The sequence below is a fragment of the Calothrix sp. NIES-2098 genome, assembly GCF_963875125.1.
In the GTDB taxonomy this organism is placed as follows: Bacteria; Cyanobacteriota; Cyanobacteriia; order Cyanobacteriales; family Nostocaceae; genus Aulosira.
Genome location: NZ_CAWNKJ010000001.1, coordinates 2,155,984 through 2,174,101 on the forward strand (window position 1 = coordinate 2,155,984; position 18,118 = coordinate 2,174,101).

Here is an 18,118-nt window from a genome sequence, read left to right on the forward strand (position 1 = left end):
ATATTGATGGAGACAAGTAAAACAATGGAATCAAGAGAAATTAAGAAACCGTACAAACCCAAGAAATTCGACGCCGAGACAAGTAATTTTCAACACATTAAGATACTAGACTGTAACAAACCAGTTAGTCGGATTATTTTTGAATGTTGGCATTGTAAACAAGGTCTATTGAGTGAGGTGGAGTCACAAGCCCCGACATTTCTCGAAGTAACATGTCCTAGTTGCGGCAGAACGGCTCTGAGGTTAACAGCCAGCAAGGTGCTTTCCACAACGCCGATTTCTTCGCCTTGGGGTCAGTGAGTAACCTCAAACTATTCTGAAAAATAAAAAGCCTGTGGTGTATCGTCACAGACTTTCTGCTTCTTTACTATTAGAAAATCCTGTATTCTTTTGAGCTAAAAACACAAGGAGTTTGCTAAAATTCAACCGCCCTCGATTCCTCAAAGGCGGTTTTGTACTCTATATGAATTATTTAATTTACAATTATGCAGAATGCCAATTCTGAAGAATAAGCATACTTAATGTTCGCTTTATCTGAGTAGTCTTGTTACCCTAACGTCGTATTCAGTACCTTGTGGATGCTCGCTTCTAGCCTTTCTGAATGCCATACCATCAGCCTGTTCTTTTGAAGGGGCGTCGATTTCGTACCTTGTTGTTCCGCGTTGAAAGGTATTGTTCGCTAGGTCAGCAAATTCCTTAATATCAACTAATACCTCGTATGTGTGAACCATTTTGGAACCTCCAAATGTGCTTTATGCACGCGAATGGCGAACACATTCAGTATATGAGCAGACAGAGGTATCAGTTCTCAGACTCATACAATTCTTTATTGAAAACCTGTCTATTACTAATGTTTTTATTAAGAAAAGTAAAGGCATATGGAGCGTTTTAAAGATTGGGTAATTGATGCGATCGCATTCATTATGGCTAATGTTAAATTTCTGGAGCTAATTGTTGGTAATTTCCATATTTGTGCTGTAATTGATTAGGAATTGGTATGGGGCGACAATTCTAAATACTTACAAATGCACCTTTTGATATCGCCACTGCTGCTATGACATTATTAGCTAATATTTCTACTTGCACACTCCACTTTAAGCGCCCCAAAGTTTACTAATGGCTATTAAAATAAAAGTGGCTGGAACAACCCAAGAAGTTATATCAAAGCTTTTTGTCATCAGGGATGATGAAAGATTAGTTTTTTCAGCAATGCCTACAGCAATTAGCAGAAATCCTATAACCCCAGAAGATTTATTCCATCATTGGCAAGAGTTCCATGATTACATTATGGAAGCTAGTGTGAGATATAAAATTAGGTTTGAAGATCGGGGAGAAGTAGTAGAGATATTCACTCAGTTTGATGACTCTTCAAAATATCAATATATCAAGTCCTCGTTGAAGTTTTATATTGAAATATCGGGGCTAAGTATTGTTGAATAGCAGTTTTAAATAATCAATTAAGGCATATATGGTAACTCTCGAAACAGAACGCCTGCTGCTGCGAATGTTCCGTGAAGAAGATTTTGATGATTATGCGGCGATATTCAGCGATCCAGAGGTAACGCGCTATATTGGCGATGGCGAACCCTTGTCACGCGTTGCAGCTTGGCGGAACTTGGCTGTATTAGTAGGACATTGGCAACTGCGAGGCTATGGAATGTGGGCGGTTGAAGAACGTCACAGTGGAGTTTTAATTGGTCGTATCGGGTTTTTTTACCCTGAAGGCTGGCCTGGATTTGAAATTGGATGGGCGCTAAAGCCTGCGTACTGGGGATTAGGTTACGCCACTGAAGGAGCAAAAGCAGCACTGAATTATGGTTTTAGCGAGTTAGGTCAAGAGCAGATCGTTAGCCTCATCTATCCAGATAACATCAGATCTATTCAAGTTGCTCAACGCTTAGGAGAGAAACTCAAAGGAAAGACTACAGTTTTTGGTAGAGAGGCTTTAATTTATGGCATCAGTCGAGAAGAGTGGGATTTTACCCAAAATTAAGTTATGAAGCTGAATCCAACTTTACTATGAAGCTATTGAACTACAATCTATGTGTTAAAAAAGAATTGTCAGTCTAAAAGATTACAGGAGCAACGTATTTTTTCAGGCTTGGTGATGTATTTCAAGCCATTAACCATGAGTCTGCTGAGTCTTAAGATTGCTTAGGGTATGCTGAATCAGGAATAAAGTACTATGAGTTTGACAGAATGTAGCTACGTTTTTGCTAATTCCCAAAATCTCAGAGAGCTGGAAAGACTTCAAACAATTGAAAAAGTATTCGACCCAGCAAGTAAACGCCGAATTTTAGCAACAGGTCTAACAACGGGTTGGCGATGTCTGGAAGTAGGCGCAGGGGCTGGCTCAATTATGCGATGGATGGCAGAAATAGTTGGCAATAGTGGTAGTGTTGTTGCTGTAGATCTAGATACTCAGTTTTTAAGAGATCCACTGCCATCTAATGTAGAAGTATTACAGAAAGACATTCGACATCTGACGCTGGAGAATCAATCTTTCGACTTGATTCATGCGCGTTTTGTTCTCGTCCATATACCCGACTTTCGTGTTGCTTTATCCCAAATGTTAAGCCTGCTAAAACCAGGTGGATGGATTGTATTAGAGGAGCCTGATTTTGCGGCTGCGAGGGCTATTGTGGGCAATCCAGAAATCACTCCAGTCTGTAAATCGAGTCAATCAAGCTATCTTGCAGATGTTTGCAAACAGAGGACTTGATTATGCTCTGGGTGTGAAGTTACCTGCTATCTTGCAAAGGCTAGGATTACAAAATTTATCTGTAGAGAATGATACACCCCTAGCTAATGGCGGTTTTGGCATTGCAACTGTGATGAGAATGTCTGCTATCCAACTTGCAGAGAATTACATTGCAACCGGTCAAGCAACTGGTGATGACATTGCGCAATATTGCCAATTTGCTAACGATCCAAGTACTTGGGCTATCTATCACGCCACTGTGGGAGTTATAGCTCAAAAAGGAGCAATGGAATAATTTTCAAGGGTAGAACTAAAGTTCTGAGTGCGAGAGTTGTTGATAACGATTAAAAGGAGGTTGCTTCGGTAAGCTGACTGTAACTTTAGTTCCTTGCCCGATTTGGCTAGACAAAGTAATATTGCCTCCATGTAACTCGACACAAGATTTAGCGATCGCTAATCCTAAACCTGTCCCTGGAATTGTACCTACGTTACTTCCGCGACTAAACGATTGAAATAAGTTTTCGCGATCTGTTATTGGTATGCCAATACCTTCATCTTTGACGTAAAACATTACCTCTGATTCTCTGCCAATCAGGTAAAATTCTACGCAACCTCCTTGCGGAGAATACTTGATAGCATTAGACATTAAATTCACAAATATTTGCTGCAACAAACCGCGATCGCCCCAGAAGTCGTGGTTATTTCCACTACTGTTAAAAATTAACTCATGGCGATCGGTCAATGTCTCTCGTGCTTGTTCCATGAGATTAGAAAAAAATTGCAGCAGATCGATGGGAATGGGTTTAAACCTGGTTTTGTCGAGTTCAAATTGGTTAACCACGAGCATATCATCCACAAGTTTGGACATCGATCTAGCTTTCTGCTCAATAATTCCCAATAACCTCTGTTGTTTAGACTCAGCCAATTGTTTGCCATGTTTGATGAGGGTTGATGCAGCAACCAAAATGGAAGTTAAGGGCGTGCGATATTCATGGGAAACTGTGGCGACAATTTGCGATTTAAATGCATTGAGTTGTTTTTCTTTGACAAGCGCCGCTTGAGTTTGAGCCAGCAATTCCGCCTGTTGGATCGCGATCGCTAATTGTACTGATAATTCATTGAGTATTTCAACTTCATCCGCTTGCCATTCTCGTTTTCCGGAACTGTGGTGAGCAATCAACAAGCCCCAAACTCGATCTTCTGGTTTGCCGTTATTACTCAAATGAATGGGAACTACTAAATTTTCCTGTGTCTGAAATTGTTCTAATAGATTAAGGTAACTATGGCTTAGACTCAAGTCAGCTTCTGAGACTTGAGGAATGGGTAATTTGCATCCCCAATGATGGTTTTCGCCGCCTACTTCATGACAAATATCTTGGATATGATGGTGTGGTACTACAGTCTCCCATGAATCAACGGAGGAGGCTACCGTCTTAAAGCCACGATCTGAGGCAAACTGATAAACCAAAACGCGATCGCACTTGAGAAGTTGCTGTACCTCCACCACCACTGTATTCAAAATTTGCTCCAAATCGAGCGATTGACGAATTCGCAGTGCTGTCGTCGCAATTAAGCGCTGTCGTTCTCGATTTTTATACAGCTGGGCTTGTAAATATGATTGTTTGATCGCATTGCGGACAGCTAGTTGCAGTACATCTGGTTTCAGATATTGCTTGACTATGTAATCTTGGGCACCTCGTTTCATGGCTTGCACGGCAACCTCTTCATCACCCCGCCCTGTCAGCACGATCGCGGTTAATGGTTTGTCTAATCTTTCTTGCTTCAACTTATCAAATAATTCCAGCCCACTCATATCAGGTAGGCAGTAATCGAGCAGGACAACATCGCAATGCATTTTTTTACATAAAGCCAGCCCACTCTCAGCACAGTCTGCCTCTAAAATTTCGTAGGACTGGTAGGGATCTTGCAAAAGATACCGACGATAAATTTTTCGATCCGCTGCACAATCATCCACGATCAGTAGCGTCCATGTGTCCACCATAAAAGTATGAGGATCGGGAGAATAATAAAGATTTTTGGCTCTAGGTTGCAATCTCTTGCATAATTCTAAAAATAATCTAAAATAAATATAAATAAAATCTAAAATTTGTTGAAAAAACTTAAAGCTAGCGACTACTGTGCCCATAAATGCAAGTAAGTACTAGATCGCGAGCCAAGAAGCGTAAATCTCAGAAATCGACAGTCAGAGGGGGAAACAGCGTGACGCGGAGAACGAAGAGATCGCGAAGATATAGAGATATAGACTCACTTCGAGCCTCTATGCAGTATGAATATCAAATCCCAGAACAAATAACCGAATACAGCCTGCTACTGTACCGCGCTCCGCATCCGTTGCTGATTCCAACTACCTCATCAACTATAAATACACAAACTAACGTTGAACTGGCGGAGTATTAGTTTCCAGCCAATAGTCTACAAATGCCTGAATTGTCTTTTGTAATCCTTGCGCATCCATAGGCTTGACGAGATAGCCATTTGCACCTTTTTGGTAACACAATTCAATATCCCTAGGGTTGGATGATGTGGTGAAAACAACAATAGGGATTTCTTTAAAAGTCGTATCTTGCTTGAGACGCTCTAGGATATCACGACCGTCAATTCCTGGTAAATTTAGGTCGAGTAGGATTACAGAGGGTCTGAGCGCTGCACTAGAATTTTCATTGCTGCTATTTTTGTAAAGCAAGTCTAAAACCTCATCCCCATTTGTACAGCGATATATGGGGTTCTGGACAGCCATGCGTCGCATCAGGCGTTGCAGCATCCTAAAATCTTCATTGCTGTCCTCAACAACTAGTAGAGGTTCATGAAGTTTCGTTGTCATTAGTTGGCTTAACAAAATGTAATAATTAAAAGATTTTTGTTACTTATCTTAAACTATTCCAGGGAAAAATAGAACGTCGAGCCAACGCCTAGGGTGGATTCGACCCATATCTGACCGTTATGAAGTTCCACAATCTTTTTCACAATAGCTAGCCCTGCACCTACTCCCCCGCCGTACTTTTCCTGGGTATGAAGTCGCTTAAACAGTCGAAAGATAGTTTCGCGGTGATGTTCTGGAATCCCAATACCGTTATCGCGCACATAGAATACAGGCTGCTCGTTAAGCTTTAAATAGCCAACCTCAACCCATTGCTCTGCTTTATCGTTGTATTTCAGCGCATTACTAATTAAATTACTAAAGACTTCGTTAACGAGAACTGCATCACATTGAATTGTTGGCAAAGGTCGAGGAATGCGAATATCTACAAGTGCAGAGTCTTGACGACTAGCACGAAAGACATCAATTAATTGGTTGAGCAATTCGTTAAAATCGGTAGCTTGCTTGCGCAGTTTTGCTTTTCCTAACTGGGCGAGTCGCAGTAGTGCATTAATCAGAGTTTCCATGCGTACTGATAAAGTTACTACTGTCTCTAAGTACTCAATTCCTTCATCATCAAGAATGTGGGCGTAATCTTCTAAAAGAATTGTTGAGTAATTATAGATACCCCGCAAAGGTTCTTTGAGATCGTGGGAAGCTGCATAGGCAAAAGAGGCTAGTTCGCGGTTGCTGCGTTCTAACTCTAGGTTAATTTTGGCTAACTCATCTGCTTTAGAAAGGACAATACCAACAATCGCATTTCTGATCGCGATCGCACTATCTAGTTCGTATTGTTTCCAAAGTTGGGAAGTTAATTGCACTGTTTCTTGCCATTTAGCAAAGGATTTTCGCGGACTCCAGCTAACTTTGCCATCTGCTTCCTCAACTTGAACAATAGCTTCATTCGGATTACCTGCCCAATTTACCGTTCGCAGAACTTCGGGACGAAACCAGAGAATGTAATAGCGTCGGACTTGGGAAATACGCAGTAGTAATAAGCCAGTGGCAGTATCTTTAAAAGCAATGCTATCAGGATAAAGCTGCGGTAGAGAATCGGTAGAAAACAGATTATCTTTTACTTGAGTATCTGCCCATTCAATGAGAGTCCGAACTTGCTCAATCTCAGGTGTTCCACCAACGAGCGTGATTTCATTATCTAAACAAACTGCTGCTCCAGAGGCACTAACAACATCTAATAAACGGAGTTCTGGTTTAATGAGAGCATCAATAAAATTATCTGCTTGGGAAATCGACTCAATAAATTCAGACTGTAGAGATTTTAGTTTGACTTTATAGTCAAATTCCAATTGATTAACTTTATGCCTTAACTCTGAAGATACAATCCGTCCCACAAACTCGCAGATTTGACGGATTTCATAGGAAAGATACTTAGCTGTGTGATGATGGCAAGAAATTAAACCCCAAAGCTGCTGTTCTTGAATCAGCGAGATGACCAAAAATGACGCCACACCCATATTTTGGTGATATTCAACGCAGCATGAATCAACACTCCTGAGTACAGCTAGACTTAAATCGAGAGGTTGATGTGCGATCGCGTTTTCAATCGGAACTAGCTTAACTGGTTGAGCAGTTAAATTAGGGGCAAATCTTAGCCAACAACGCCTGTATAAATCCCTAGCTGACTCAGGAATATCTGTAGCCGGATAATGTAAACCTAAATACGTTGGTAAATCTTCTCGTTTGGCTTCAGCAATGACGGAACCTGCTTGAGACTCATCAAATTGATAGACCATCACCCGATCGAAATCTGTAATTTCTCGGATTTCCGTTGCCGCTAGATGCAAAAATTCTGTCAGGTTAGATGTTTTTTGCATTTGAGCGATCGCTTCATTGACCAAAGCATGGAAACTTAAAAAACTCACCTCAGATTTAGAGTCGATCGGTTCTAATTCCACAATGAGAACATCTTCTGTACGATGGGCAATACAGTCGAAGGATCGTTCTCCAATATTAGTTATTATTGATACTTTTAAATAAGCGATAATTCCAGGTTTTTTTGCCCAGCATTGTCTGATGGTTGCGACTTGTTGCTCGTCTAGCAAGATGTAGAGGGATTGATTAAGTAATTCTTGAGTAGTTTTGCCCAAGTAATCAATGGTGTTATTGCTAACTTGCACTATATCTAGCTGAGGACTCAGAGCCAGCAATACACCATGAGGTTGGATTGAGCCAGGGATATGAATTGGTTTGCGATCGTGGTGAGTCAAATAAGCAGTTTGGAAAGTATTTTCTTCTGACTCGCTCATAACTCATCTCATGAAAAGCCTCTTTTACAATACAGCAATTAAATTTTATATTTATTTAAATATTGAATAAAAAGTAAAATTATCTAGCAAATTCTCCTTTCATCCCCTAATGACCATTGATTAGAGTGCGTTGTCGTGCAGTGCGAATCACCTTTAGCACAATACAAATGTGTCAGAATTACCATCTTATCAAAATAAATCTAACCAATTTTCTAAAACTTTCTGAATCTGGCTTGGTGTGAATTCATCTGACGCAATCAATTTTCAAATTGGTATTAAGTATATTAAATTTCACTAATACTGCTACATCAGAATAATGCTCAGATGACTCATCACATTTTAAAAGCAACCAAAGAAACAGTTCATCTCGGTGGTTTTTCGCATCTGCTATCACCTGTGCTAACTGTTGATTCTGGTGACACGGTGGAGGTGGAAACTTACAGTGGTTATTATGTGTACGATAAAGCACCACCTGAGTTTGTTAACGAGGAATTTCTTGATATCTGCCAAAATTTATCTTCAGAACAGAAAATTGCTGGGGGGCCGCATTTACTAACAGGGCCAATTTATGTGCGGGATGCCGAACCAGGTGATGTTTTAGAAGTACAATTAGATGCGATCGCACCAAGTTTACCTGTAGGTTTTAATGCCATTCGCAAAGGTTGGGGAGCTTTACCACAAAGATTTCATCAACCCGCTTTAAGATTTATTCCCCTCGATTTAGAAAACAATATTGCAGAATTTCCTCAAGGTAGTGGCATCAAAATTCCTCTCAAACCATTTTTTGGTATCCTTGGTGTTGCGACTCCAGAAATATCTCGAACTTCTATTCCTCCTGGTAGTTACGGGGGTAATATTGATAACCGAGAATTACAAGCAGGTTCTCGCTTATTTTTGCCGATTTTTGTTGCAGGTGGATTATTTTCTATTGGTGATGGTCACGCAGCACAAGGAGATGGTGAAGTGAATGTCACTGCGATTGAAACTTCTATGAACGGTACAATTAAACTGACAGTTCGTAAAGATTTACATTTAACGACACCAATTGCAGAAACTCCTACTGATATCATCACAATGGGCTTTGGTCAAACCTTAGATGAAGCCTTAGAAAAAGCTTTGCAAAATACGATCGAGTTCTTAGAACGCTTCACTTATTTATCATCTGAAGATGCATACGTGCTGTGTAGTTTAGCAATCAATTTTCGGATTACTCAAGTTGTGAACAGTCCGCAAAAAGGAGTTCATGGTATGCTGCCTAAATCAATTTTATCTGGGGCAATTAGTTTGTAATCTCTTATGTCTAATATTCTCATTCAACTGTTGCTAATTGGGTTAGTTGCTGGTGTTGCTGGCGGAATGTTTGGTATTGGTGGCGGTGCAATAATGGTGCCAGCAATGGTGTTACTTATGGGTCTAGATCAGAAGTTTGCCACAGGTACTTCCATTGCTGCACAAATATTACCTATTGGGATTTTAGGAGCCGCAGTTTACTATCGCAACGGTCAGCTGAATATCAAATATGCTGTGATTATTGCAATTGGTTTAGTAGTGGGTAATTTATTTGGAGCATTGTTTGCAAATCAGCCGTTTATTAGTAGCGAGACCATGAAAAAATTGTATGGTATCTTTTTGCTACTCCTAGGTGTTCGCTATTTAATTAATCGCTGAAAAGTTTAGTTGAGCTTTGCGACAATTGTGGCTAAACTTTCACCCAGCTTTGCAATAGATTGCTGTTGCTTTTCATCTTTTAATGAATCGTCGGGATTGAATGCTTCATATGCTTTGGGTACAGCTATTTGATCGGGAAGCACCAAAACTCTGATGTTGCCTAAAATACTGCGCAGATGAACCAAGCCCCGCAAACCACCTAATGCGCCTGGGGAAGCACTCATCAGCGCAGCCACCTTACCTGCAAAAGCCGCTAGCGGAGGTTCGTTTGGTGCGGGACGAGATGCCCAATCGATCGCATTCTTTAAAACTGCGGAAATTGAACTGTTATATTCTGGCGAAGCAATCAGCAATCCTTGATGCCCAATTAACAATTCTTTAAATTTATGCGCGTTTTCCGGTTGTCCTTCTTGTTTTTCCAGATCCTCATCAAAAAGAGGCATGGGTAAATCGCGCAGATCTAAATAAGTAACTTCCGCACCTGCGGCTTTAGCACCAGCCGCTGCGATTTTAGCCAATTTTTTATTGTAAGAATCTACGCGGGTGCTACCAGCAAAGGCCAGAATCTTTGGTGTATTTGTCATAGATATAAATGCGTTAAGATTGACGATTTGGCAAATCCTAATGCATTATCCAGTTTTGTAGCTGGCTCCATTTGCTACATTAGATTTTCTTTAGAAATTCCTGTTGTCAGAGTTGGGAGATGAAGAAGCGATCGCTTATTATCTCTGTGATGAAACCGTATGAGCAATGCTAAACCCCTAGAGATCCCAAGAAAAAGAAATATCCTCCCATTTGTGACCCGCGCCACCGATATGTCTCAACCGCAAGTCTTTTAGCCCAAGTAAAAAAGCCACCTTGACAGGGCTAAAATTGCCAGCCCTACTACTACGGCATTTAATGATGAATTTTAGTTATAGCGAATCTCTCATTGGTGAGAACAAGAAAGAATTAACCGCCGATAGAAGAGGATGGACGCTAAACAAGGCAGCGCGTTGGGCGGCTTCCCGTTGGCTAGCAACTGCCGTGTCGAGAAAAGTATACATACTTTTGTTAAATATCAGCAATTGAGTTTTAATTTTCTAAAGTATGACTTTGATATGAATCTAAAATGCCGCTACGAATAATTAATTGCGGCCAAATTAATAAAAAAAAGCCCATCCATATTAATATAGGTAGAGAGATAAGTAATGTTAGCCAGATAGTTTTAAATAGTAGCCAAGTACCGCTAATTATAGTGATACCTGTGAGCAGTATAGACCAGGGTTGGCACCACCAAGGTTTGTAATTCCAAGGACTTATGGGCTTTTTTTCAGACATTGTTTTTATTGAGCCGGTACGTTGAGAATTATCTTTTAACATAGCAGATGATTGCCCAAATATCTCAACTTCAAACTCAATAATTACCAGATACCCGACTTAAAAAAAGTCAGGTATCTTACATTTTTAAGATGTGAGTAACAGAGCGATCGCTATTTTAAAATTAGTTAGGTTTCCATTCTGGTAGAGGTATATATTCATCCTTGAGAATGTCGTAAACTTGGATAGCCTTACTAGGATTTAAGACACGAAATAAGTAAATTGTGTCAATGTGGTCTACATGATTTTCTATTACTCGAATTGTGTAGTAAGGTGTCTCTGGAGTTGGTAAACCATCGACCATCGCTGCAACGCGAATCGTTCCTTTAGAAAGGCGTTGAATTTCTCTCGCTTTGCGTTTGACTTGTGGTAATTGCCAAACTAAGTTTAAAGCTGTTTTTTCATCAATACTACTAGTCGGCTGAGAAACTTTTGTATCAGTGTTATTATCTGGCTCAAGAGATATTTGTGAATACTCGATCCCCATCTGAGCATGATTTCTCAGACTTTGCGCCATAGCGGACTGTCCTGCTATTGCTAGGAGAAATGTAATAATTACAGAACTACAGGTCAATCGTTGTATGACGCTACGTGTAAGCATTCTAGTTCACTCTACAGAAAATTCGTTATAAATTAAGCATATCGGGAGAACAATCAAAGTGTCATCTTAATTTGGAATAAGGTAGATAATTCGTAAGTAACCCAATTTTGTAAGCAGACGAGAACATAATTCTGTTTGACTATTTATTTAATAAAACCGAAGCAGCAGTATTTGAGTAAATACTGCAACAGTTAATAGCTGTATCGGTACAGAGTTTCCACAAAGTTTGGCTATCTAACAGACATGCGAGATATTCTATACCAATTTAAAAATTTAGGGTCAAGGTTTCTTCGTACTTGGGAAACTCCATCTGTGAAGATCGTTCGTTGAATCAGTATTAGTGAGGTTGCCGTGCTTATATACTACTGCTTATCTTGATAGTTACACGGACTAAACTTATGTGAGATTTTTCACGATCATGTCAAAAGGAATTTACACCTTAGCCAATGATAATCTGTACGACCAAGTTATTGCGTTAGTTAATAGCATTAGAAAAAACTACGATAGTAAAATTCCCATTTGTATTATTCCTTATGATGAAAATATTAATAAAATTAAAAGCTTAGATTTGGAGCGTGTGTTTTTATTTGATAACGAAGACTCTTTTAGCAAATGGCATAATTTTGCGTCAGAGGTCTGGAATCACAGCCGATTTGGAGATTTAAAAAAAACTGACTGGTATCATGGTTCTAATACAATTAGAAAATTATGTTCTTTTGATGGAGATTTTGAAAATTTTATTTATGTAGATAGCGATGCATTAGTAATGTCTTCACTAGCAGACTGTTTTGATAAATTACTTGAATATGATTGTATTTTCGATGACTGGGAGCATAAAAAACGAGAGTGCTTTCTCTCAGTAGATTTAATTAATAAAAAATATAATTATAGTGAAGAATATGTCAAAAGGCATTGCCATTCTTCTGATTTTTTTGCTTCTAAGTCTGGGTTAATCGATACTCATTCATTAGATAAACTTAAGTATAGTTTATTCCAAGATGGAGAAGTAAACTTCATCAATGCTCGCGGTTGGTGGGATGAAGTATATCTTTTTAGTTACATGACATTTAACCTTAATTTGAAAGTATTTAACTATACATTAAGCAGCGATCCTCAAGAAAGAACAGGAAATATTGCTAGGGTCGATCTTTTTGTTGAAAAAGACCATGTTTTATTTAATAAAGAAGGTTTAAAACCAATCCATAGAATTCATTACATGGGTTATAAGTCAGAAGCCTTTAGCAGATTATGCAAAGGTGAAGATACACAAATCCCGCACCAAGAAGTGTTTTTGTCTTACAGATTTATGAATACACCAGAGAAAGCACCAGCTTACTTGAAAAAAGCTGATTTTTTAGTTATAATTTATCGTTTATTACAGCAAGTATTTCATAATTTAAAACAAAAATTTAAAGTCTTAAATTCGAGCTTATGGATTGGATTCAAGCCGAAGAATGGTGGTTGAAATACAAGAATTATGAAGCTGTGGAAGATCGTGCCAATCCAACTCACTTTTTTGAACAAGAGTTTACTGTCGATATTAGTCTAGCTGAACTCCAAAAAATCATTCCGGTTCCTCCTGTGTCCAACCCTACTGATACGAGCGAACCGGGCACGTGTGAAAGATGGTATGGTCAGATTAATGAGCTAATATTTTGGCTCACTTATTATCATACAGAAAGTAATAACTACACTCTTATTTCTTGTATGGCTCCACCTTCTCCAAGAAATTACCATTGGTCTTTTCTAGAGAAACTGGTTGCTTTACCAAGTTCGATATTAAGCAAAATATCTTGGATTAAGGGCTATGATAATGCGGAAACATCTATTTATACTTTTGACAAATACGGTTTAACTTATGAGTTTTATCGAGCTAAAACTCATCTTGAAGCAATAGAATTGATTACTTTTTTGCAGCGTATCAAGTCTGAATTAAATTTCTATATTGATGAACCAGAGAATAGAAATTCAACTTGGGTAGCTGTCAAAATTCAACCAGGTGAAGCAGAGCAAATTGTAGCTAGATATAACAGCCGTTCTAGTACAGAAAGTGTGGCGAAAGCGATGTCTATGAACGATGATGCTTTATATCAGGTAAATGAAGAGAGAGTTGGCGGTAAAATCGGTCTAGCTTTTGTTAAAGGCAAAGTTATCAAAACGCCTTGTTAAATTAAAAGCAAGTTCTAGCTTTTGTTACTGCATTCCCTCTTTTAACGCCCTGTTTATCTCTCGATCGCTTCCCGCAGTAATTGCGCTAATTTATCAGCACTATCGGGAATTGCGATCGCTTTTGCTTTCTCTCCCATCTTGGCTAATTCTGTGGGCGAGTGCAACAAGTTCAAAACCTGATTTTGCAAAATCTCAGCCGTCAACTCTGATTGTTTAAAGGCTAACGCCGCGCCTGCTGTTGTAAATACCTTGGCATTGTAGGTTTGATGATCCTCCGCCGCAAAGGGATAAGGAATCAAAATCGCTGGCGTACCGCATACCGCCAATTCGGTTAAGCTACCTGCACCGGAACGGCTAATTGCTAAATTTGCTCTTCGCAACAATGCCGCCATATTGTTATAAAACGGCAAAGCTATATACTGCGGGTGCTTGAGACTATCCGCTTCGGGATCGTTATCTCCAGTTAAATGTACTACATAGGCTCCAGCTTCAAACCAAGCGGGAGCAGATTGACGGACTAATTTATTAATCCCAACTGCGCCTTGACTACCGCCAAAGACAATAATTAAAGGAACTCCATTCGGGATGGGTAAATCCAAGGGTACATTAGTGCTGTCATCTAAAAATTGCGATCGCACAGGAGTACCCACATAGACATTTTTAGCACGCGGCAAATACTGAGCAGTAACTTCAAAACCTACCGCAACCGCTTGACACCAAGGGCCAAAAAAGCGCGTGACTTTCCCAGGTAAAGCGTTGGCTTCGTGAAAAATTACAGGTATTCCTAAAGAACGCGCCGCAATTACGGCTGGGCCTGCAATATAACCACCGGTGGTAAATACGCCTTGAAATTTCCCTTGTTGGAGAATTCGTCTTACCTCTAAAATCGAACCAATCAACTTACCTAAGATGCGGAGAGAGGAAATACCAAAACCTTGCTGAAACCCCTCAACTGCAATAGTATGCAATGGATATTGTTGAGGAACAAGCTGAGTTTCTAAACGATTGGGAACACCCAACCATTCAATTTCATATTCTGGAAGTTTTTGTGCCAGTGCGATCGCCGGAAACAAGTGTCCGCCAGTTCCACTAGCTGCTATTAATAACCTAATTGGTGCTTCTCCTACCATTAAACCCCTACCGTTTAGCGCTTAAGCTTAACTAAGATAAAACAATTTCCCACCTTCTCTAGTGAAATCAGTAAACTCTTGCCAATGACTAACATTATTACTTTATTACTGAAACGCCATCGTAAATTTCCCGCCAGCATCTGGCTAATTTTATCCATACTGACACTGGGTATAGCAACTACTTGGCAATGCACTCAAGCAAGTACAACACGCCATTCACTACAAACCGGGAAACCTCCATCTCAACGTCTAGCAGCCGGGAAAATCGCTCAAAACGCATCCCCCGAATTGACCAATTTGTTGACACAAATTGATACTGCCGCTAATCAAGGTGATGTGAAAAAGGTAATCGAATTTTACAGCCCTAATTTTGTTCATGGCGATGGATTAAATCGCCAAACTCTAGAAAAAGCCTTAATTGACCTCTGGAAGCGATATCCCAAATTAAGATACACCACTCAGTTGCAATCTTGGCGATCTGAAGGCAACGCCATTGTCGCTGAAACAGTCACTACTATAACGGGCTTACCTTCTGCTAACAGTAATAATTTAGCTCTCAATGCCACAATTAAGTCACGGCAGCGAATTACAGGTGGGAAAATCGTTCGTCAAGATATTTTGTCGGAACGTACTTTACTAACTTCAGGTAGCAAACCACCTCAAGTTGATGTTAAGTTACCACAACAAGTCAAAGTTGGACAGCAATATCATTTTGATGCGGTTGTCCAAGAACCATTAGGAGATGACTTTATTTTAGGAACAGCCATAGAAGAACCTATTAAACCAGACAAGTATCTCAACCCCACACCTGTAGATTTAGAATTACTCACCTCTGGCGGGCTTTTTAAAGTCGGACGCGCACCATCTACTCCTGGTAGCCAATGGCTTTCTGCGGTCATCCTCCGCGGAAATGGGATGACGATGGTGACACAGCGTTTACAAGTGGTGAACAAGTAGTCAACTGAAGGCTGAAGAGTAAAGGGTAAAAGCTGAAATTTTATACTTCATACTTCACCCTTCATCCTTTCTTGAGTCATAAGTTCCGAATTATTGGACAATGGACACTGGACTGTTGACTCTTGACTCACAATGATTTCCCTGGAAAATCAAATCATTCTGATTACTGGTGCAAGTAGCGGTATCGGTTCTGCTTGTGCCAGAGTTTTTGCTGGTGCGGGTGCAAAACTGATTTTAGCGGCGCGACGGCTGGAACGTTTACAGCAATTAGCAGATGCACTCAGTAAAGACTTTAATACTGAAATTCATTTGTTACAGCTAGATGTGCGCGATCGCATTGCGGTGGAATCTGCTATTTCTAGCCTACCTCCAACCTGGTCTGAGATTGATATCCTCATCAATAATGCTGGTCTGAGTCGCGGTTTAGACAAGTTGCACGAAGGCAGCTTTGAGGATTGGGAAGAAATGATTGATACCAATATTAAGGGCTTACTTTACCTTACCCGCTATGTGGTTCCGGGAATGGTAAAACGCGATCGCGGTCATGTAGTAAATATTGGTTCGATTGCCGGACATCAAACCTACCCTAATGGCAATGTCTATTGCGGGACGAAAGCCGCTGTCAGAGCCATTTCTGAAGGCTTAAAACAAGATTTATTAGGCACTCCTATCCGCGTGACTTCTGTCGATCCTGGGATGGTAGAGACAGAATTTAGCGATGTGCGGTTTCATGGCGATACTGACCGTGCCAAAAAAGTTTACCAGGGAGTTACGCCCCTAACCCCAGACGATGTGGCTGATGTGATATTTTTCTGCGTCACGCGATCGCCCCATGTCAATATCAATGAAGTCGTACTCATGCCTGTCGATCAAGCTAGCGCCACCCTAGTCAATCGGCGCAGTTAAAATAAAAACATGAGAATAATTTGAGCTTCGCAAAGCTATGCAGAACACTGCCAATGCTGAAGAAGTACTTGTACTTGAGGATGGACAAGCACCACCTACCGGAACTACCACTCCACCAAGAAAGCCAAAGTGGTATGACACATTTGAGTACATCGCCAACCCGGATCGATTCTGCCGCAAAAATCTCCAAGAGTACGGCCCTATTTTTAATACAGGAGTCTTTGGTCGCACTACAATCTTTGTAGGCTCCGCTAAAGCTATTCAAATGGCATTTAATGGAGATTTGAAATATACAGAGATTGCACTACCAGCAACCACAATGGATATGTTTGGTGAGTACAGTCTGTTTCAAAGACCCGATCTGCATCGTCAGCGTAAAAATGCTCTAGCGCCTGGACTAACTGGCCGGGTACTTGATGGCTATACACCGCAAATCAATGACGCTATTGTCCGCGGGATCGATAGCTGGACTGCTCTCAGTAGCATTGCGCTATACCCTGCTGTCGAGCAGATTTGCTTTGATATACTCACCCCTCTGCTGTTAGGAATCAGTTTAGATGACTATCATCCTGAGACTTTCAAGGGACTACCAATTAGCTCTAAAGCAGAGTTAAAGGCTTTATATAAGACATACTTTGATGGCTTCTATGGTTTATCTCAGTGGAAATCTCCCTTAACCAAATACGGGCGCGGGCTTTTAGCACGTACCAAACTCTTGGAATTTATGCGTGCTGTGGTGCGTCGGCGGCGAGATGAGGGGAAAGTCATGAACCCCACCGCTGATTTCCTCTCGATGATGTTAGCCAGCCAGCAAGAAAATCCTGATGGTGTATTTAGTGAAGAGTTAATTGAGAATCAGTGTCTACTACAGTTATGGGCATCAGATTATGAGGTATCAGGACTGATATCTTCGCTCCTGTACCAAATTGCTCGCCATCCGCAAGTGCTGTTACGGTTGCGAGAAGAGCAAGCCAGTCTGGTAGGGAACAGTCCAGTCAATATGTTCTCACCCGAACAGTTGAAGCAGATGGTGTTTTTAGATGCAACAATTAAGGAGACACTACGTACCCTACCTCCCAGTTCTACAGCCAGTCGTCTACTAACTAAGTCTGTAGTACTTGATAGCATTTTGTATAGCAAAGGCTGTGTCATTATCGCAGAACCACGGATCGCACACATGATGCCAGAGTACTTCCACGAGCCAGATGTATTTGCTCCAAAGCGTTTTCTGCCGGAACGTGGCGAAGGCAAGATGTATGAATTTATTCCCTTTGGTGGTGGCGTACACGCTTGCTTGGGAGCGCAAATGGCGATCGCAATTACAAAAGTATTCGTGTCTCATTTACTACAAACATTCAACTGGGAAACAACAGGCGAACCCAAGTTTGTGCAGTTTCCCCTGAAACATCTCACGGATGATTACCAAATCAAAATTACACGCCGAGCTTGACATCTTCACAACATATAGCTTTTTCTATCGCA

Annotated in this window: 21 protein-coding genes; 13 read left to right on the forward strand and 8 right to left on the reverse strand. The window is 40.5% G+C overall.

All coding sequences use genetic code 11. The annotated features are described in order from the left end of the window. Positions 1 to 24: 24 nt before the first annotated feature. On the forward strand, positions 25 to 300 hold the full coding sequence (locus tag AACU33_RS37565; RefSeq protein ID WP_096595195.1) for a hypothetical protein: 276 nt from the start codon (positions 25 to 27) through the stop codon (positions 298 to 300). Between the two features lie 230 nt (positions 301 to 530). Here the strand turns inward: AACU33_RS37565 and AACU33_RS09010 are convergent, their stop codons facing one another. Continuing rightward, positions 531 to 731, reverse strand: a complete 201-nt coding sequence (locus tag AACU33_RS09010) for a hypothetical protein (protein WP_096588193.1) — start codon at positions 729 to 731, stop codon at positions 531 to 533. Between the two features lie 385 nt (positions 732 to 1,116). On the opposite strand from AACU33_RS09010, the gene AACU33_RS09015 reads away from it, so the two are divergent. The 4 genes from AACU33_RS09015 (at position 1,117) to AACU33_RS09030 (ending at position 2,996) form a co-directional block, all read left to right on the forward strand. After that, a complete protein-coding gene (locus tag AACU33_RS09015) occupies positions 1,117 to 1,440 on the forward strand; it encodes a hypothetical protein (RefSeq protein ID WP_096588194.1) in 324 nt (107 codons plus the stop codon). Positions 1,441 to 1,468: 28 nt separating this feature from the next. Then, entirely contained in the window at positions 1,469 to 1,993 is a 525-nt protein-coding gene (locus AACU33_RS09020) for a GNAT family N-acetyltransferase (protein WP_096588195.1), read from the forward strand. Positions 1,994 to 2,185: 192 nt separating this feature from the next. Next, positions 2,186 to 2,722 carry a class I SAM-dependent methyltransferase gene (locus AACU33_RS09025; protein WP_339375869.1) on the forward strand — a complete coding sequence of 179 codons (537 nt, stop codon included), beginning with the start codon at positions 2,186 to 2,188 and terminating at the stop codon, positions 2,720 to 2,722. After that, positions 2,700 to 2,996, forward strand: a complete 297-nt coding sequence (locus AACU33_RS09030) for a hypothetical protein (protein ID WP_339375870.1) — start codon at positions 2,700 to 2,702, stop codon at positions 2,994 to 2,996. Before AACU33_RS09025 ends, AACU33_RS09030 begins: the two co-directional genes overlap by 23 nt. Positions 2,997 to 3,011: 15 nt before the next feature. On the opposite strand, the gene AACU33_RS09035 is transcribed toward AACU33_RS09030, so the two are convergent. From AACU33_RS09035 to AACU33_RS09045, 3 genes are all read right to left on the reverse strand, one after another. Then, positions 3,012 to 4,703, reverse strand: coding sequence for an ATP-binding protein (locus tag AACU33_RS09035; protein WP_096595196.1), 1,692 nt, complete (start codon positions 4,701 to 4,703; stop codon positions 3,012 to 3,014). A gap of 390 nt (positions 4,704 to 5,093) precedes the next feature. Next, complete coding sequence (locus AACU33_RS09040) at positions 5,094 to 5,543, reverse strand: response regulator (RefSeq protein WP_096588196.1); 450 nt, start codon at positions 5,541 to 5,543, stop codon at positions 5,094 to 5,096. Between the two features lie 53 nt (positions 5,544 to 5,596). Next, the gene (locus tag AACU33_RS09045) at positions 5,597 to 7,846 is read right to left on the reverse strand and encodes an ATP-binding protein (RefSeq protein WP_096588197.1); all 2,250 of its coding nucleotides are present in this window, start codon (positions 7,844 to 7,846) and stop codon (positions 5,597 to 5,599) included. 324 nt (positions 7,847 to 8,170) lie between these two features. On the opposite strand from AACU33_RS09045, the gene AACU33_RS09050 reads away from it, so the two are divergent. Together AACU33_RS09050 and AACU33_RS09055 are read left to right on the forward strand one after the other, a co-directional pair. After that, positions 8,171 to 9,136, forward strand: a complete 966-nt coding sequence (locus AACU33_RS09050; RefSeq protein ID WP_096588198.1) for an acetamidase/formamidase family protein — start codon at positions 8,171 to 8,173, stop codon at positions 9,134 to 9,136. Positions 9,137 to 9,142: 6 nt separating this feature from the next. Beyond that, positions 9,143 to 9,514, forward strand: a complete 372-nt coding sequence (locus AACU33_RS09055) for a sulfite exporter TauE/SafE family protein (protein ID WP_096588199.1) — start codon at positions 9,143 to 9,145, stop codon at positions 9,512 to 9,514. A gap of 5 nt (positions 9,515 to 9,519) precedes the next feature. Here AACU33_RS09055 and AACU33_RS09060 read toward each other — a convergent pair whose 3' ends face one another. Then, on the reverse strand, positions 9,520 to 10,098 hold the full coding sequence (locus AACU33_RS09060; protein WP_096588200.1) for an NADPH-dependent FMN reductase: 579 nt from the start codon (positions 10,096 to 10,098) through the stop codon (positions 9,520 to 9,522). Between the two features lie 274 nt (positions 10,099 to 10,372). Here AACU33_RS09060 and AACU33_RS09065 point away from each other — a divergent pair, with 274 nt between their 5' ends. Further along, a complete protein-coding gene (locus AACU33_RS09065; protein ID WP_339375871.1) occupies positions 10,373 to 10,585 on the forward strand; it encodes a hypothetical protein in 213 nt (70 codons plus the stop codon). A gap of 3 nt (positions 10,586 to 10,588) precedes the next feature. Here the strand turns inward: AACU33_RS09065 and AACU33_RS09070 are convergent, their stop codons facing one another. Both AACU33_RS09070 and AACU33_RS09075 read right to left on the reverse strand, forming a co-directional pair. Further along, entirely contained in the window at positions 10,589 to 10,834 is a 246-nt protein-coding gene (locus tag AACU33_RS09070) for a DUF6737 family protein (protein ID WP_096595197.1), read from the reverse strand. 163 nt (positions 10,835 to 10,997) lie between these two features. After that, entirely contained in the window at positions 10,998 to 11,360 is a 363-nt protein-coding gene (locus tag AACU33_RS09075) for a hypothetical protein (RefSeq protein ID WP_339376493.1), read from the reverse strand. A gap of 532 nt (positions 11,361 to 11,892) precedes the next feature. Here AACU33_RS09075 and AACU33_RS09080 point away from each other — a divergent pair. Next, positions 11,893 to 12,939, forward strand: a complete 1,047-nt coding sequence (locus tag AACU33_RS09080) for an Npun_R2821/Npun_R2822 family protein (protein ID WP_096588202.1) — start codon at positions 11,893 to 11,895, stop codon at positions 12,937 to 12,939. Next, a complete protein-coding gene (locus AACU33_RS09085; RefSeq protein WP_096588203.1) occupies positions 12,906 to 13,643 on the forward strand; it encodes a hypothetical protein in 738 nt (245 codons plus the stop codon). The genes AACU33_RS09080 and AACU33_RS09085 overlap by 34 nt, the downstream gene beginning before the upstream one ends. Before the next feature lie 53 nt (positions 13,644 to 13,696). Here the strand turns inward: AACU33_RS09085 and murG are convergent, their stop codons facing one another. Then, positions 13,697 to 14,773: an undecaprenyldiphospho-muramoylpentapeptide beta-N-acetylglucosaminyltransferase gene (murG, locus tag AACU33_RS09090; RefSeq protein ID WP_096588204.1), complete on the reverse strand. Its 1,077-nt coding sequence runs from the start codon at positions 14,771 to 14,773 to the stop codon at positions 13,697 to 13,699. An 84-nt stretch (positions 14,774 to 14,857) separates the two neighbouring features. On the opposite strand from murG, the gene AACU33_RS09095 reads away from it, so the two are divergent. The 3 genes from AACU33_RS09095 to AACU33_RS09105 all read left to right on the forward strand — a co-directional run bounded on the left by AACU33_RS09095 (position 14,858) and on the right by AACU33_RS09105 (position 18,086). Continuing rightward, positions 14,858 to 15,730 (forward strand): nuclear transport factor 2 family protein, encoded by an 873-nt coding sequence (locus AACU33_RS09095; RefSeq protein ID WP_096588205.1) that lies wholly within the window; start codon positions 14,858 to 14,860, stop codon positions 15,728 to 15,730. A gap of 132 nt (positions 15,731 to 15,862) precedes the next feature. Then, on the forward strand, positions 15,863 to 16,636 hold the full coding sequence (locus AACU33_RS09100) for an SDR family oxidoreductase (protein WP_096588206.1): 774 nt from the start codon (positions 15,863 to 15,865) through the stop codon (positions 16,634 to 16,636). A 37-nt stretch (positions 16,637 to 16,673) separates the two neighbouring features. Then, the gene (locus AACU33_RS09105; RefSeq protein ID WP_096588207.1) at positions 16,674 to 18,086 is read left to right on the forward strand and encodes a cytochrome P450; all 1,413 of its coding nucleotides are present in this window, start codon (positions 16,674 to 16,676) and stop codon (positions 18,084 to 18,086) included. Positions 18,087 to 18,118: the final 32 nt, after the last annotated feature.

Bases quoted from the DNA above. Each gene is read 5' to 3' on its own strand.
- AACU33_RS37565 (WP_096595195.1), top strand. From the start codon at position 25: ATGGAATCAAGAGAAATTAAGAAACCGTACAAACCCAAGAAATTCGAC.
- AACU33_RS09010 (WP_096588193.1), bottom strand. From the start codon at position 731: ATGGTTCACACATACGAGGTATTAGTTGATATTAAGGAATTTGCTGAC.
- AACU33_RS09015 (WP_096588194.1), top strand. From the start codon at position 1,117: ATGGCTATTAAAATAAAAGTGGCTGGAACAACCCAAGAAGTTATATCA.
- AACU33_RS09020 (WP_096588195.1), top strand. From the start codon at position 1,469: ATGGTAACTCTCGAAACAGAACGCCTGCTGCTGCGAATGTTCCGTGAA.
- AACU33_RS09025 (WP_339375869.1), top strand. From the start codon at position 2,186: ATGAGTTTGACAGAATGTAGCTACGTTTTTGCTAATTCCCAAAATCTC.
- AACU33_RS09030 (WP_339375870.1), top strand. From the start codon at position 2,700: ATGTTTGCAAACAGAGGACTTGATTATGCTCTGGGTGTGAAGTTACCT.
- AACU33_RS09035 (WP_096595196.1), bottom strand. From the start codon at position 4,703: ATGGTGGACACATGGACGCTACTGATCGTGGATGATTGTGCAGCGGAT.
- AACU33_RS09040 (WP_096588196.1), bottom strand. From the start codon at position 5,543: ATGACAACGAAACTTCATGAACCTCTACTAGTTGTTGAGGACAGCAAT.
- AACU33_RS09045 (WP_096588197.1), bottom strand. From the start codon at position 7,846: ATGAGCGAGTCAGAAGAAAATACTTTCCAAACTGCTTATTTGACTCAC.
- AACU33_RS09050 (WP_096588198.1), top strand. From the start codon at position 8,171: ATGACTCATCACATTTTAAAAGCAACCAAAGAAACAGTTCATCTCGGT.
- AACU33_RS09055 (WP_096588199.1), top strand. From the start codon at position 9,143: ATGTCTAATATTCTCATTCAACTGTTGCTAATTGGGTTAGTTGCTGGT.
- AACU33_RS09060 (WP_096588200.1), bottom strand. From the start codon at position 10,098: ATGACAAATACACCAAAGATTCTGGCCTTTGCTGGTAGCACCCGCGTA.
- AACU33_RS09070 (WP_096595197.1), bottom strand. From the start codon at position 10,834: ATGTCTGAAAAAAAGCCCATAAGTCCTTGGAATTACAAACCTTGGTGG.
- AACU33_RS09075 (WP_339376493.1), bottom strand. From the start codon at position 11,360: ATGGGGATCGAGTATTCACAAATATCTCTTGAGCCAGATAATAACACT.
- AACU33_RS09080 (WP_096588202.1), top strand. From the start codon at position 11,893: ATGTCAAAAGGAATTTACACCTTAGCCAATGATAATCTGTACGACCAA.
- AACU33_RS09085 (WP_096588203.1), top strand. From the start codon at position 12,906: ATGGATTGGATTCAAGCCGAAGAATGGTGGTTGAAATACAAGAATTAT.
- murG (WP_096588204.1), bottom strand. From the start codon at position 14,773: ATGGTAGGAGAAGCACCAATTAGGTTATTAATAGCAGCTAGTGGAACT.
- AACU33_RS09095 (WP_096588205.1), top strand. From the start codon at position 14,858: ATGACTAACATTATTACTTTATTACTGAAACGCCATCGTAAATTTCCC.
- AACU33_RS09100 (WP_096588206.1), top strand. From the start codon at position 15,863: ATGATTTCCCTGGAAAATCAAATCATTCTGATTACTGGTGCAAGTAGC.
- AACU33_RS09105 (WP_096588207.1), top strand. From the start codon at position 16,674: ATGCAGAACACTGCCAATGCTGAAGAAGTACTTGTACTTGAGGATGGA.